At 39.5% G+C, this 16106-nt stretch carries 8 protein-coding genes; 5 read left to right on the forward strand and 3 right to left on the reverse strand.

Annotation, left to right across the window (positions count from 1 at the left end; translation table 11 throughout):
* The first annotated feature begins 2 nt into the window (after positions 1-2).
* The 4 genes from P8O16_RS03365 to P8O16_RS03380 are packed head-to-tail and all read left to right on the forward strand — an operon-like array spanning position 3 to position 7713.
* Positions 3-4601 carry a translocation/assembly module TamB domain-containing protein gene (locus tag P8O16_RS03365; protein ID WP_300310867.1) on the forward strand — a complete coding sequence of 1533 codons (4599 nt, stop codon included), beginning with the start codon at positions 3-5 and terminating at the stop codon, positions 4599-4601.
* Positions 4602-4630: 29 nt separating this feature from the next.
* A complete protein-coding gene (locus tag P8O16_RS03370; protein ID WP_300310869.1) occupies positions 4631-5929 on the forward strand; it encodes a deoxyribodipyrimidine photo-lyase in 1299 nt (432 codons plus the stop codon).
* Entirely contained in the window at positions 5926-6876 is a 951-nt protein-coding gene (locus P8O16_RS03375; protein ID WP_300310871.1) for a Smr/MutS family protein, read from the forward strand. Before P8O16_RS03370 ends, P8O16_RS03375 begins: the two co-directional genes overlap by 4 nt.
* Positions 6877-6879: 3 nt before the next feature.
* Positions 6880-7713, forward strand: a complete 834-nt coding sequence (locus tag P8O16_RS03380; protein WP_300310873.1) for a hypothetical protein — start codon at positions 6880-6882, stop codon at positions 7711-7713.
* Between the two features lie 73 nt (positions 7714-7786).
* Here the strand turns inward: P8O16_RS03380 and P8O16_RS03385 are convergent, their stop codons facing one another.
* The 3 genes from P8O16_RS03385 to P8O16_RS03395 all read right to left on the reverse strand — a co-directional run bounded on the left by P8O16_RS03385 (position 7787) and on the right by P8O16_RS03395 (position 15332).
* Positions 7787-8932 (reverse strand): cystathionine gamma-synthase, encoded by a 1146-nt coding sequence (locus P8O16_RS03385; protein ID WP_300310875.1) that lies wholly within the window; start codon positions 8930-8932, stop codon positions 7787-7789.
* Between the two features lie 281 nt (positions 8933-9213).
* Positions 9214-14235 (reverse strand): C25 family cysteine peptidase, encoded by a 5022-nt coding sequence (locus P8O16_RS03390; RefSeq protein WP_300310877.1) that lies wholly within the window; start codon positions 14233-14235, stop codon positions 9214-9216.
* Positions 14232-15332: a PorV/PorQ family protein gene (locus tag P8O16_RS03395; protein ID WP_300310923.1), complete on the reverse strand. Its 1101-nt coding sequence runs from the start codon at positions 15330-15332 to the stop codon at positions 14232-14234. Before P8O16_RS03395 ends, P8O16_RS03390 begins: the two co-directional genes overlap by 4 nt.
* Positions 15333-15719: 387 nt before the next feature.
* On the opposite strand from P8O16_RS03395, the gene P8O16_RS03400 reads away from it, so the two are divergent.
* Positions 15720-16049, forward strand: coding sequence for a PadR family transcriptional regulator (locus tag P8O16_RS03400; RefSeq protein ID WP_300310879.1), 330 nt, complete (start codon positions 15720-15722; stop codon positions 16047-16049).
* The last annotated feature ends 57 nt before the right edge of the window (positions 16050-16106 follow it).

A 16106-nucleotide genomic window follows, 5' to 3' on the forward strand; every position in this document is an offset into this window, starting at 1 on the left:
TTTTGCATAAAGCATTTCGGGTGATCGCTTGGACGATCTTTTCTCTTGTTATGCTTTTGATTACTGTAGCCCTCTGCTTACAGATCACATCAGTGCAGAATTGGGCTATTGACCGAGTAACAAATTTCCTAAATAATAATTCTGAATTCCATACGGAGATTGGAAGAATCAAACTGAATTGGTGGGATTCTATTGAACTCAAGGCGGTGGAAATCACAGACCATCGTGATAGTACCATGATCTCAGCAGATGCGATTATTGCTGATTTTCAGATTTCATCTTTGCTTCCGCCTGGGTTCCCTGCATTAGATTTTGTAAGGATAGAAACTGCCAAAATACACCTATTGACTCATTCCGGAGATTCTTCGTTGAACATCAACAGATGGATTGATGAGCTCAATAATCGATTTGGGGGAGGTACGTCAGGAGGAGCTACGAGATTCGAAATAGGAGGAGTCGAATTAAGAAAATCTGAATTTTTCTTGGTCGATTACAATACTGAACCAATCACCGACGGTCTAGACTACAACAGACTTAGATTTAAAGAAATCACCGCTAATGCTCAAAATTTCAGGATAAACGGAGATGAAATTGGAGTCGATATCAAAATCCTGACAGGGATTGAAAGCAGTTCTGATTTTCAGATTCAAGAGCTCAAAACAAATTTTATTTTTGCTTCAGAGTATATGGAGTTTGATCAACTCAGCCTAAAAACTAAGAATAGTTACCTCAAAGATTATCTAAGATTTCAATACGCTTCTCCTGCTTCTTTATCTAACTTTATTGATGAAGTAGTCATTATAGCCAATCTGGAAGAATCAAAACTTGATTTGAGGGATCTCAAGCTATTTGCGCCAAGCCTTCCGGATATAAATGATGAGATTTTCCTTTCAGGAAAAATCACTGGACCGATTTCTGACATCAAATCCAACGAATTTTTAATTCGTTTCGGTGCAAAAACAGCAATATTTGGAACTTTTGAACTTGATGGTCTTCCTGATATTGAAAACACTTACATCAATCTTTCCTTAAAAAACTCGACAATTCTTGCGCGTGATCTTGCTCCCTACATACCGGAAAATATTGAGAAAGAGATCAACAAATTCAATAACATAAGAATCACTGCGGACTTTATTGGCTTTCTAAACAGGTTCACCACAAATGGAGAATTCAAAACCAGTATAGGGGATATTTCAGGAAGAATAAATTATGACCTGATAAATATGTTGCCCAGTATCGTATCAAAGATTTCTGTAGACAATCTGGACCTTGGGATCATATCTGAAGACCGCGAACTACTTCAAAAAATAAGTCTAAGCGGAAATGTAAATGCAAATGGAAACACTATAGAAAATCTCCTGCTCGATATCGATGCACAGATTTCGCAAATCGGGATCAAAAATTACAATTATACCAATATCAATACGGATGCGACCTATGGCCTGGACCTCTTCAAAGGCAACTTGAGTATTGCCGACCCCAATTTGAAGCTAACGGCCACCGGCGAGGCAAATTTGAAAGGAGCAAATGACTCTATCAGACTAAATCTCAATATTGATACAGCCTTAGTCAGTAATCTCAATCTTTCTTCAAAATTAAACTTCATCAGTGGAAACCTGAATATCGATAGTAGGGGAATTAAAATTGATGACATTCAAGGAATCGCCAAAGTCCAAGACCTAAAAATCGGGTATGAGGACCGTTTTCTAGATATAGGAGATTTTTTCTTTCAATCCCTTTTTGCGGGTGGTACTCGAACACTCTCGCTTAACTCTGATTACATCGTCGCAGCTGCATCAGGTCAGTTTAATCTGGAGCAAATGGGAAGTGATCTCCAGATCTTATTTGACCAATATGCCTCAATTATTCTTAATGAGGAACAGCCTATTGCTGACCTGGAGAAAAATTTCTCAGAATCATATAATCTGGATCTGAATCTAAAACTGATCGATATGAACCCGATCATCCAGTTATTTCAGCCGGATTGGAGTCTATCCAAAAACACGATTCTGGAAGGTGCTTTCTATCAAACTCCTGAAAACACAATTTTCAACCTATTCACTAGTATTGACACCTTGAGCTATCATGGCAAAACAGCTTTTGCTACAAATATTGATTTCAATACCTCCAAACTGATTAACAGTGAGGACATCCTTGCTTCTTTCTATGTTTTTTCAAAAAAACAACAAATGAGCAAAACGCTGGAATTCACCGATCTCGGTTTTGAGGGGATATGGAATGAGAATCAAATGGAATTAGACTTTTCTTTAGATCAGGATTCTACCCAAAGTGCTGCGAGAATCAACGCTACTGCACAGTTTTCAACTGAAAATACCAAATTGACATTTGCTCCTTCTTCGCTAAAAGTATTAAATCAAGTATGGCAGTTTGATTCTGAAAACCTAATCACGGTGATCCCAGGACAATTAACCTTTGAGAATGTCAAAGTATTAAGCGAAGATCAATTCATAGCCTTGGAAGGTAAAATTGGAGAATCTCCTGATGATCAATTGAATCTAAGCATCCATAATGTAAATATTGATTTGCTCAACACACTTTTACCCCAAGAGTTTGAAGGTCAAGCAAATGGAATCGTCTCGTTTGAACAATTGTACGCCGATCCACTTATTTCTGGAAATTTGACTTTAGATGACCTTTCCATCAATCAATTTCCAATCGGAAATTTAGAAGCAGATCTAAATATGGGGCCAGAGCGAATTTTATTGTCTCTAACAAATACATTGGATGGAGCCAAATCAATCGACATAGATGGCTCAATAGGGTTGGCAGAACAAGATTTGGACATGAATGCTCAATTGACAGAAGCTAATCTGATCATTTTTGAACCCTTCCTGTCCAATTATATTTCAGAACTGGGAGGCACCGTCACTGGCAATATTAAAATTGGAGGAACCACCGCCATTCCCGAACTTGAAGGACGCGGTCGCATTAGTGATGGATTGGTCAAAGTAAACTATCTGAATACTTCCTATACCTTAAACGGAAACATACTATTCAAACCAACTCAAATCAGCTTACAAGAAGTAAGCTTACGCGATGAATTCGATAATATCGCAACTCTACAAGGAGGATTGAACCATAAAGGCTTCCGTAATATCGTACTTGATATAAGTTCCAGACTTACAGATTTTCACATTCTCAATACTACTGAGAAAAACTCTGACACATTCTATGGGTCAGCATTTGTGACAGGTACCGTGGATGTAAAAGGTACTACCTCCAATCTTGATATTAATGCAAATGCTGTAAGCAAGCCAAATACCCGTATTTATATTCCTTTGGGAAGTAGTTCTTCTCAAAGCCAGGAGGACTTTATTAACCTCATTAATATTCAAGACACAGTCCGAATTCAAAAAATCGCAGAAGATATCAATCGCTTAGACATTGATAATATTCGAATGAACTTTGTCTTGGATATTAATCCAGATGCTTATGCTGAGATCATAATTGATCCGAAAACAGGCGAAGGCATAAGCGGTAGAGGATCTGGAGTACTGACTATGAATATCGATACTCAGGGCAATTTCAGCCTAGTAGGCACTTATGAGATTTCAGAGGGAGAGTATAATTTCTCACTTTACAATGTGGTGAAGAAGAAATTCACAATCAGGCCTGGCGGTAGAATTACTTGGTATGGCGATCCTTATCAAGGCATTATGAATCTGACAGCAGAATATACTGAAAATGTCTCTATACAGCCACTGCTCGCCTCCTCATCTGCCACAGATAACGAAACCACCTCGAGTAGACGATATCCCGTCGATGTAATCATGAATTTGAATGGAGAATTACTTTCTCCTGATATCACCTTCGGGTTTGATTTCTCTGAGTTCCCTCCGAGCGGAGATGTGCAAACAACCATCTCTGCATTCCAAAATCGAATCGCTAATGATGAACAAGAAATGAATCGGCAGGTATTCTCAGTTATTATGACTCGTGGATTTTCTCCAGAGGGTCAGTTTAGCGGCACATCTACGATCACTTCCAGCTTGGGTCAATTGCTTTCTTCCCAACTGAATAACTTTCTTGGACAGGTGGACAAAAACTTGGAGGTGAATTTTGATCTTGCCTCTTTGGATCAAAGTACGCTAGAGACCTTCCAACTCAGTGTGGCTTACACATTTCTTGATGGGAGGCTACGCGTTTCTAGAGACGGTGGATTCACTGACAATAGGGGAAACGCTCAAGCAGCATCAATTATAGGCGACTGGCAAGCAGAATATCTTCTCACAGAAGATGGTGTTTACCGTATCAGGATTTTCAACCGGAACAATTTCAATACCTTCACCTCACTGTCACTTTCTAAAAATGTTGCCACATATGGGGTTTCTTTGTCTCAGAATATTTCTTTCAACTCTTTTTCAGAGCTGTTCAAAAAAATCACCCAAGGAAAACAAGAGCGACTACGAATCAATGACACGGATGATTTCTTGAGATATAATTATGAAAATGGGGAAAAATGGAATCCAATCGATTTGGAACCGGTAGAAAATAGAATAGATTCGCTTAATAGGATTCCTCCACCCCCTATTGCGGAACCTGACACTTTACCGAGAAAGAAGAATTTAAAACAATTCTGAAGTTTTTATCTTTTTTTATAAAAAAATCAATGGAAAAAATCACACTGTTCTGGTTTAGACGTGACTTGAGACTGGAAGACAATACTGGCCTTTTTTACGCCCTTCAGCAGGAAAAAAATGTTCTGCCACTTTTTATTTTCGACAAAAATATCCTGGACAAACTGGAGGACAAAGCAGATGCAAGGGTAGAGTTTATCCATGATCAAATCAAAAATCTTAGTGAGAAGCTGAAATCGAAAGGCAGTTCCATTCTGGTGAAGTATGGTGATCCGGAAGAGGTTTATAAATCTTTGAGCAAAGAATACGAGCTTCAAGCTGTCTACACAAATAGAGATTATGAACCCTATGCCAAAGAACGAGACCAAGCAGTAGATAAACTATTGGGTGAGAGAGGAATCCCATTCCTCACTTTCAAAGATCAAATGATCTATGAGCCAGGAGAGATCTTCAACGGTTCTGGAGAATTTTACAAAGTTTTCACTCCATTTAGCAGGGTTTGGCTCAGCAAATTCAAAGAGGATAAAATCGAGCCACTCCCTTCGCATAATTGGAAGAATCTGTACGAATGTGACCCGATGCCTATTATTTCTCTTGAAGAAATGGCTTTTGAAACTACAGATATTAAAATCCCATCAAATAGCGCAGATGAAGAGCTAATCAGACACTACGATCAAAATCGGAATTTCCCGGCAATAAACGGCACCTCTCGGCTTGGGATTCACCTGAGATTTGGAACTATTTCGATCCGAAAACTTGCACTAAAAGCTGCCCAACTCAATGATACTTATTTAAACGAATTGATCTGGCGCGAATTCTACATGATGATTCTGGCATTCAATCCACAGGTCGTAGATCAAGCTTTTAAGCCAGCTTATGATCAGATTCCATGGAGAAATAATGAAGAAGAATTTGAGGCTTGGTGTAAAGGTGAAACTGGTTACCCGATTGTCGACGCCGGGATGCGGGAATTAAATACCACTGGATTTATGCACAATCGGGTAAGAATGATCGTGGCTTCTTTTCTTACCAAGCATTTATTAATCGATTGGAGATGGGGAGAGGCCTACTTTGCAAAAAAATTATTGGATTACGAATTGGCCTCCAATAATGGAGGTTGGCAATGGGCTGCAGGTACTGGTACAGATGCTCAGCCCTATTTTCGAGTCTTCAACCCAGAGTCACAAACTGAGAAATTTGACAAAGAACTACGATATATCAAGCGATGGATTCCTGAATTGGGAAGCAATAAGTATCCAAAACCGATTGTAGATCATAAATTTGCCAGACAGCGCGCAATCGACACCTATAAATCAGCACTTAACTCATGAACATCGGCGACCGAGTACGACTTCTTCACGGAAATGAGGAAGGAGTCATCCGAAGAATTTCCTCCAGCGGAAGAATCGAAGTAGAGATAGAGGATGGATTTATTATCCCTGTTTTAAAATACGAGTTGGTTTTGGTCCATGAGACTGAAAAAAAGCACTTTGGATCAAAGCCATTGGAAGATCTGCCTGTGGAAACACCTGTTCCGATTTCGGCCCCGAAGGATCAAGGGCTATACCTCGCTTTTCTCCCAATAAACGACCAAAGTCTGAGTCTTTATCTTATCAATGATAGCCATCAAGCTTATCTCGCGCACGTATCGGAAGTATTTGGAAGCAATCACAGAACGCTTTTTGCAGACAAACTCCAAGCTGGCGATGCCAAAAAATTCGATGACCGACTCTTGAAAGAAATGGATGAATGGCCCGCATTTCTCCTTAGGTTTATTCCGATTCAATCCAAATTAGAAAAAGCTATACCAGCATTTGAGCGGCAAATGCGAATGAAACCGACACAGTTTTTCAAGCATCTCAGCAAAGCTCCACGCTTGGACAAAAACACTTACCTATTTGCACTGGAGCAGACTACAAAGGAATTAGACATTCGCGCATTGAATGCTGATTTAAAAGAAATTGGAACAAAACCTACTCCATTAGAAACCAAAAGACCTCCGAAAACTATAGACTTGCATATCGAACAATTGGTCCCAGATGCATCCAAAATGAGTAATTCTGAAATACTGAGAATACAGCTTGGCGTCTTTGAGAAAAACCTAGATCAGGCAATTGCCTCCGGAATGGACCAAATCACTTTTATTCACGGTGTCGGAAACGGAGTGCTTCGAAAAGAAATCCACAGCCGCCTAAGTCAAGTCCAAAATATTAAGTACTTTCAGGATACACAAAAAGATAATTGGGGCTACGGTGCCACTCTTGTACGAATCTCTTAATCCATGCGAGGAACTCTTTCTCCAGTTTTCCAGGTATTTGAGCAGCAGTTTTTTGAGGCGAAAGATCTATTTCTAATATTGAGTAAACAGATCAAATCAAAAAAAGCAATTGCTCTTTCCGGGAAAATGATTTTTTTGGAAATCTTTGCCGAGCTTCTAGCCAAGGTACATTATCAAAAGGAAGGGTTGGAGTTCGATATCTATTCTGACTTCAAAAAACTGAAAAAAAATCTTCAAAAAATTCACCATTTCAAACTGGTGGAAAAAAGGCTGAACGAACAAGAGCTCCGGTCTGGACTTACCTATGCCGGCTATCGGGAATTTCTTGATCAGCAAAAAAAACAGCTCTACATCCAAACATTTGATATGGTGGTGAGCAGTACGTTGAAATCTTGGGAAGATTTTTACCTGAAATCAGAAAAGGCTAGCCGAGGCATCAAGCCACTGATGATTAATACTGCTATCAATCAAATTATTCAAGAAGAACTGGAATATTTCACGATCGATGCTAAAGGAAAAATGGACAGCATGGTATTAAGGGATATTTTTGAAGGTCTGCGCAAGATTATCATTTTTGAAAATCTGCTAATTCACTTGGGTTTTAATCCCATTTTTATCTCCTCTATCCATTTTGAAATCGAGGAATTGAAAGACAACCTCAAACCTTGGTACTCTAATCACCTTACGTTGCAATCCTTGTCTGGCTTTTTGGCCGAAAAACAGGATGTCTCCAAAAAGTATCTCAAATGGGCCAAGGATCTAAGAGAGGAAAAGAAAATGCTATCAATACAAGCTGAGAACCAAGCTAAGTCTCTTTTCAGAAAAATCTTAAGCTGACGCAACAGTCGCATAGCCAATAAAAAACCGTTCGCAAATCACGAACGGTTTCCGTTTGATTTCAGGAAATTAGTTAGATTTTTCCCAAGGCGTTAGCCAAATCCCTTTTCAAATCTTCGGCATCTTCCACGCCTACACTCAGTCGGATTAAAGAGTCAACCAAACCTATTTTTTCTCGCTCTTCTCTCGGAATACTCGCATGAGTCATAGTAGCAGGATGTCCACAGAGTGATTCAACTCCCCCAAGTGATTCCGCCAATGCGAAGAGTTCAAAACTCTCCATTACCTTCTTGGCATCTTCCAGACGATTCCCTACCAAAGTAAAAGAAATCATTCCTCCAAAATCACGCATTTGCTTCTTTGCGATCTCGTGATTTGGATGATCTTCGAATCCAGGCCAGTAGACTTTAGCTACTTTAGGATGATTTTTCAGATAAGCCGCGATAGTTTTTCCATTTTGGGAGTGACGTTCCATTCTTAAGTGAAGGGTTTTGATCCCTCGAAGAACTAAGAAACAATCCTGAGGGCCCGGTACAGCACCACAAGCATTTTGAAGAAATACCAAACGGGAAGCAAGCTCATCATCATTCACAACCAATGCGCCCATTACCACATCTGAGTGACCTCCAAGATATTTTGTCACCGAATGCATCACAATATCAGCCCCAAGATCCAAAGGGTTTTGAAGATAAGGTGAAGCAAAAGTATTGTCCACTGCCAAAAGTAAGTTATGCGCTTTGCTGATTTTTGCCATTCCATTGAGGTCAATGATATTCATCATTGGATTGGTAGGCGTTTCCACCCAAATCATCTTCGTGTTAACATTGATATAAGGCTCTATTCCAGAAGGATCACTCATTGACACAAAGTGAAATTTAATTCCATACCGTTCAAAAACCTTTGTGAATAGCCGATAAGTCCCTCCGTAAAGGTCATTGGTAGAGATTATCTCGTCTCCGGGATTAAATAGTTTGACAACTGCATCAATTGCACCTAGGCCTGAAGAAAAGCAAATCCCATGTTTACCATTTTCAATTGCCGCCAGGCTATTTTGAAGAGCGGTTCGAGTAGGGTTATGAGTTCTTGAATATTCATATCCTAAGTTATTCCCCGGAGATTTCTGGACATACGTGGAAGTTTGAAAGATCGGAGTCATGATCGCACCAGTAGAGGCATCTGGCTCGACACCAGCATGAATGGCTTTAGTACCAAATTTCATTAAAATTGATTTTTAAGGTTATTTAAAGCTAGAGTTTTTGCTTTGGAGTATTAAGCGGGTGTTCAAAAGCAAGTTTACTCACCTATTAAGATCATAAGGATAAAAATCCTTTATGCTTCAAAGATGACAAAAAAGGGAAGGATATTCAAAGATTTTACAATGTTGGAAGTTAGCCATTCCAAAACATCTCTCAGAACAGTTGAGCGGATTAAAAAAAGTTGAATTCAAAATCCTCACACGCTTATCCTCACTGTTTTAAAGGTCCTTAAATCTTTCTTTCCTTACCTGAGCAAATACATCTTCCCGTATCCCTTCTTGAAAGCCTTATCACCAGCAGTCGGTCTATGCTCCATAAATTGACCATTTTTCCGAATAAGTACTCGATAGATATAAACACCATTTGCAAGTTGGTCTCCATATTCATCTCTTCCATCCCAAGCATATTCGGTGATATTATTTCCGATTCGGATTGGTCCAAGTTCGTTTTGAAGAATTTCTCGGACCACTTTTCCTGTCACCGTCATAATCTGAATCTTAATTTCGTCAGGCACTTCCATCCCAGTCACCGTAAATACAAATCTCACACTTGTACTGAATGGATTTGGATAGGGGTAGAAATTAGTGATTTGAGACTCATTGACAACTTCAAACTGGATCTCATAAGGCTGCTGAGAATCCTCATTTGTGATTCTTAAAGTATAAATTCCGTCTTCCAATGGTCCTGGAATCAGTGAAACTTTAAAATCAGAATCCTCTGATGCAGGAGTCCAAGTGAGATTAGGATTAGAAAAATTGATTTTGGAGAAGTTGCAACTTTCACAGTTTTGCTTCAGAAAAATCTCCATTCCAAGAGTATCCTTTTTATAAATTAGAGTTTGATCATTTTTTAACAATGCTGTGATCAGCACATTTGGAGAGACAATGTCTCCATCCATAATATAAATACCATCAAAATTCACATCCAAAAGTGAAGTCGAATTATCTCCCTCGACTAGGAAATATGCCCCCATATCCACCTGATTATTCCGGAAAGTCTGCTCCATCTGAATTCTAGGATTCGCAAAAATCTCCAATAGATTTTCACCAACCTTACCGATGGAATTGAACTCGATCGTAAAATCAAATGACTCTCCCGCTTTCAGAGCTGGGAATTTCTTTGAAAAGCTTTCTACCTTTCGGCTAGTCACATTTGTCAATTCCCAATCCACCTGAATTGAATCGAGGAAATTATATCTGGAGACATTTTTGAACTGCAATTCTACTCTTCCATTTTGCCCCTCTTTCAACGCTACTTGCTCCCGAGCAGACTTCAAGATCAAAGCACCTTCCGGAACTCCGTCAAAATTTACTTGCCATTTGTCTAATTGCGAAGGGGAAGTAGAATTGGGATCATCCATCGAATAGCGCAATCGCAAATACGGATACATATTAGGAGCGATAAAAGAAAGATCAACTTCTGAATCCAAAACTTGTGGAATCAAAACATCTTCTTCTCCATTCTCCTTGACACCAATAATATCAAACCGAGTGTTTTCTTCCTCATTGATCCAAGTTCTTGCGTTGACATTTTGGAAAAAACGTTCCCAGTTGGATGCAGGCCCCACTCTTGGTGTCAAAATAGTACCTGAAGTAAGATAACCAGTCAGATCGGTATTAAAGGAAAGTGTCTGCTGACGAGGCGGTGCTTCCAAATTTAAATTTCCCACGATCTCAATCGCCTCACCTGGTCGCATTCCTTTTCGACCATAAAGAATATACGGATCACCATTTTTCAGAGCTCTTAATGTAGTTTCTGTCGCACCAAATTCTTTTAACTTCTCAATTGCTAGGTCTGGCCAAGATTCGAAAGTGACGTTGCCCACAGAAAAAATTACCACATAATCTCCCTGTTTCACATTATTTACATAATCAATCAAAATTGTCTGACCCGGAGTGGTAATCCAGGAATTTTGAATGCTTTGAATCATCTGTGGAACACGACCGCAGGCTCTAGAATCAAGAATATCAAAACCTGGAACCGGAATCGCCAAGTATGGCAACAGGCTTTTCTGCTCAATCGCGACCAATCCTAAAGAACCATTTGGACAAAGTCTACTATTGGCATTGTTTACGTTATCCAAAATTTGAGGAATCTGATTTAGATAGAATTGAGTGTTTCTAAAAGAAAGAGAATCTACTCCAGCACCCACTGTAAAAACCTCAACTCCAATTTTTTCTTCCAAATATTCCCAAGATTTCTTTGCAGAATTGTATTCCAAATTTGTCAGCTGGCTTTTCTCCAATTGAGATACTGTCCGTTGAGTCCAACCATTTGGACCGTTTGGAATTAAAGAAAACGAAGAGTTTGTCCAGGCATCTGTTTCACCCGGATTTGCTTCTTGAAATCTGGATCTCCAGTAGATCGTCAAACTATCACTTGTGCCTGGGAGTGACACTAGCCATTCTGCAAGGCCTCTTGTTGTAATTCTAATCTCTTTTCGGAAAGCAGTATTAAAGGAAGCTGCACTATCCAACTGGAGAATAACCGTCCGATCTTCTATCGTTTTACCCGGAACTTGAGCCACTAAAGTCACCTCAGGTTGACTCACGATTCCGAAATCTGACGGAGCTAAATTTAGAGTACCGCTTAGAGGAATAAACTTTGTAAAGCTAACTGCATTGTTTGCAAATGTCATTTCATCCACTTCCTTTTCAGGATTGACTTCTAGAAAAAAGATGTTTTCTCCTGCCGAATTCAAACCATTGTTTGGAATGGTAAATTGAAGCGTATCTGCGCGGGAAACATATGGGATTTTAACATCAGCATATGAAATCGAGGTTCCGTCAGGAAGCTGGCGCCTGATTTTGTAGGATATGGAATCCAAATCCACTCGACCGATATTTCGAAGTATAAATGATAATTTCAAACTATCCGAAAGCACAGACAACGGATCATCATCAAAACTATCTACAAAAACTTCTGCAGAATTCAGGCTATAATCTGCTTTATCTGCCGGGAAAATCCGTAATCCTGGATCTCCAAACGTAATCATTTGCTCCATATGGGAGACATTCAATGCTCCAGTACCAAAACGATCGATAAATTCCTTCTCAGTTTCCTTCTTTACCTCTCCAAGAGTACGATAGATCAAGGTGCTATCTGCAAAAGCAGTCTGATAAAAAGTTTCAGAGTATCTTCTCAAATAAACATCTACCCCGATTGAAGAATTAGCAATAACTGCTGCCGCTCCCTTTTGTGGAGTGATCACCCAATCTTCACCTTGGGAATAAGCTGATCCAAAAGCACTTCCGTAGTCACAGCCGTTGAAAAGCATTACAGGATATTTACTTCGGTTTTGGTAATTCAGTGTTGGGTCTGAGGCAAAGCCAATCTCAATATCAATAATAGTCGGAGAGCCATGCCCAAAAAAAGTTACCATCGATCTACCTTCATTCAGATCACCGGTAATGTCAATCACCTCAATAGAAGAGTTAGACCGCTTTCGATAGGTTGTCACATTTGCACCAAAAAACGGGGCTTCTGCAATACTTTTAAACCCATTCAGCCAGTTGAAATATCGCTCTAGTTCAAACTCAGATACCCCTCCTCCTAAGTGAATCATTTCCTTTTGCCAAGGTTCAGAAACTCCTACAGCATCCTTTTCGATCGCTTTTTCCAAATAATCTGCAAGCTGTTGGGCATTTTTAGCAGGGATTCTCCCCACACCCATTGCAGGTGAATCCGGATAAGCAGGATCCAAACCGAGTGTATAAATATTATCAGAAAAAGGATATCCTCCAGGGGGAATCAGATCTTGAAAGCTAAAAGCCGAAGGATTATTTCGGTAAAAATAAGTTACCCCTCCTACTCTGCTAGTAGAATAAATAGCTAAAGATCGACCTGGTAAAAGCAAGTGTGTTGGCTTATGAATAGGATAATAAGATCTTAAAAATTCAAAAATCGCAACAGGTGAATTCTCTCCATAGGCAAATTGATTTACCAGATCCTCCATTCGCACAACCAAGGTGTCAAAACCTCCACCATCGGGAGACGCACGGTGAGCGGCATAGGAAAGAATTGGATTTGGATATTGAGTGCTCGGTTTTTCCAATTCGCGGTGACTGATAATAATATAATTGGAAGGCTGAGCAAGTACATTTCTAAACTGTACAGGTTCTACAGCTTCAACAGTCACAATTGATTCCTGATTTTGAACCCAGATTTTACTCGAATCATTTTGCACTGCTGCCCGAAAAGCCAGATTCTGTCCTGAAGCAGTGAATCCTACTCGCATTGGATTTTCGGGATCCGAAATCTCTAACCCAAAATAACTACCAGTCAAGCTATTCAATTGAATACGTTGATTCCCTGGAGGGAGAATAAATAATTCATTCGTGAAATTACCTGAGCGGATATTTTTTGGAAAAGTGATTTTGGCATATGCCACCGATACATTGTCCACATTTTCCTCACCTGAAGACTGAATCCCTATGACAATACTGCCATTTGGATTAAAATCTGAAATCGCAAGGTCTATACTTAATACAGGATAGCTATATCCTGAATAGGTAACCGAGGAAACCTGTCTTTGACTTATAGCAGTTCTCCCCGCAAGAATCCGAGTAGTATGAACATTAGCCGATCTACCAACCAGACCTATTTCCAGTTTCGCTGTCCCTGAGTTTGGAAAAGCTCCTAATCCCGAAAAAGTAACCTGTCTAGTCGATCCTTTGGTAATAATACTGCTTACCCAACCTTGTCCTTGGTCATATTTAGATAGCCTAAAATCAAAAGCATAACCTATTCCTAGAGAATATTGCTCCGAAAAAACTTGGAGCTTTTCAGTTCTATATTGATTTAAGAGCGGCAAGTTATTTTCTGGCGAAGCACGTTCTGCCATTCTTTTTCCATCCTGATCTGGAGTTACAGTTAGGAAAAAAGCTGTAGTGTCAGTATGTGTATTGAAATAGGGATTTGGTAAAGAATCAAAACTGGTGTAAAGCAACTTATCGAGGGTACCATCATTGCGGAGTCCATAAAAATCAATGTAATCTGCTGCATCAAATCTTCCGTCATTGCCTCCTTCGATATGGATCGCTACTTCTTTTCCCCTGTGGAAAAGCCGAAGTGAGTTTGGGTCTAACGTATTCAAATTCAACCCAGAGCTGGTCAACACCGAAGCAGGTATTCGATGTATCCCGTTTGTGGCAGTCGGAATCTTGTAGTAGGTTTGATCATAGCTATACCATGGGGTTTGCTGTGCAACTGAAACACCTATCAGGAAACTGAAAAACGACAGAAAGGAAAGTAGTTTTTTGCTCATTGATTTTCCCAACTTTTAAATTTCCGAAAGTCAGAAGCCAATCTCTCCAAACTTACTTTTACACTAAATACATGTGAATAGGGTGTTTCTGACACATTCCCAATATCAGATAAGGCATAATCAATCTGGAATCGCTCACTCAAGAAAACTCCAATTCCCATACTGGGCTGAAAATTCAAACTTTTTGTCCCATCAAAATCTTTGATGTATTGAAAATTTCCCACTCCAGCGCGGAGAAATGCGATATTCTGAAAACCAGCTTCTAATCCGAATTTGGGATCGATACTAACAAACTCAGAACTAATCAATGTATTACGATTACCGTCAAAAGTCATATCCAAGTCCAGGGCTGTAAGCAAGCTAAAATCTGAGCCCAACCTCCAATTATAAGAAACGCTTGAAATTCCTCTCGGCAAGGTGAGCTCCACCGAATTTACTGGAATCTCATTATTCGTCTGAGCATAGATATCTCGGACTAGCTCGGCATTATGAGACCAAGCATTGAATGTCGTCGTGATATCTCGTACCATTAAGCCAACTGTCAATTTCTTATGAACATATAATCCACCTAGATCGAGTCCAAACCCCCATGCTTGAGCAAATTTCCCAACATTTCGGTGAATCACTTTTACATTGGCCCCAACCTTGAAATGATCTGAAAGATCTCTTGCATAGCTCAATAGCAAAGCATAATCTGCAGCATTGAAAAATTGAATATTATTATAATTCAAAGCACCATTGGCGTCGTAAAGGAATCGCGTATCCGGAATATCATCTACTCCAAAACGAATCAGGGAGACAGCAACTTGACTTTCTCCTTTGATAGGGGTAGAAAATCCCAGGTAATCATATTGTGCAACTCCTGCAAAATACTCTGAGTGCATCAAACTGAATTCATACTTGTTTTGAATCCCCATAAGAGCGGCAGGATTCCAATAAGCAGCTGTTACATCTCTTACTGCTGAGACTTGCGCTCCACCCATTCCCAATGCCCTTGCTCCTACTCCTATCGCCAGAAATTCATTGGAATATTTTGGAGACAAATCTTGACCGAAAGCCGGATTCGCTCCATTCCAAAATACTGGAATGAGCAATATAAAAATAAGGAAACCAAGACTTCTGCTTTTCACAGTTCCAAAATAAACCAAAATCACTCAGCTAATTAAATGATGAATGAAAATCTTCTTAATTAATCAGATATCTGTACGCTACCGTACATAAAAATGTACGCATTTTAACAAGCAATTAATCTCAGGAGCTTTTAAAAAAATATTTCCAATTTATTTTTCAATAAATATCAAAATCAAAAAAGTGCCCTTAAGTCAAATAAACAAGGATTTTTTGCAACAAGGAATTCCAAAACCACTCTATATCGCAAGGAATTAGGTTATACAAGGTAGCTACAGAAAGATTGGTATCATTTTTCTTAAAGTTGGTGCATGGGAATACGAGATTCCTATCTATCAATAAATAATCACCTCACCATGAATGTTGCCAACACACAGATCCAAATGCGCAAAGGGCTACTTGAATTTTGCGTTTTGCATATTATCTCCCGAGGCGAGGTTTACACTTCAGATCTAATCGATGAATTGACACTTGCTCAAATGATCGTCGTCGAAGGAACACTGTATCCCTTACTCAACAGATTGAAGTCCGCTTCGCTAGTTGAATACCGATGGGTGGAATCTGAATCCGGTCCACCTCGAAAGTACTATTCTATCACGGAGGAAGGAAAAGATTTTCTCAGTACGCTTTCGGAGACCTGGAATTCGCTAGTCAATTCTACCCTAGCCATTACTGCAAAGAATTGAAATAAGAGATTCGATGATAGGGAATGAAAGAATAGCATACCAAACAGCTTAGTCAAT

This window comes from Algoriphagus sp., from assembly GCF_029254265.1.
Taxonomy (GTDB): domain Bacteria; phylum Bacteroidota; class Bacteroidia; order Cytophagales; family Cyclobacteriaceae; genus Algoriphagus.

What these genes read in the sequence shown, in the direction of transcription:
- P8O16_RS03370 (WP_300310869.1), top strand. Translation starts at nt 4,631, where the DNA reads ATGGAAAAAATCACACTGTTCTGGTTTAGACGTGACTTGAGACTGGAA.
- P8O16_RS03400 (WP_300310879.1), top strand. Translation starts at nt 15,720, where the DNA reads ATGAATGTTGCCAACACACAGATCCAAATGCGCAAAGGGCTACTTGAA.
- P8O16_RS03385 (WP_300310875.1), bottom strand. Translation starts at nt 8,932, where the DNA reads ATGAAATTTGGTACTAAAGCCATTCATGCTGGTGTCGAGCCAGATGCC.
- P8O16_RS03380 (WP_300310873.1), top strand. Translation starts at nt 6,880, where the DNA reads ATGCGAGGAACTCTTTCTCCAGTTTTCCAGGTATTTGAGCAGCAGTTT.
- P8O16_RS03390 (WP_300310877.1), bottom strand. Translation starts at nt 14,235, where the DNA reads ATGAGCAAAAAACTACTTTCCTTTCTGTCGTTTTTCAGTTTCCTGATA.
- P8O16_RS03375 (WP_300310871.1), top strand. Translation starts at nt 5,926, where the DNA reads ATGAACATCGGCGACCGAGTACGACTTCTTCACGGAAATGAGGAAGGA.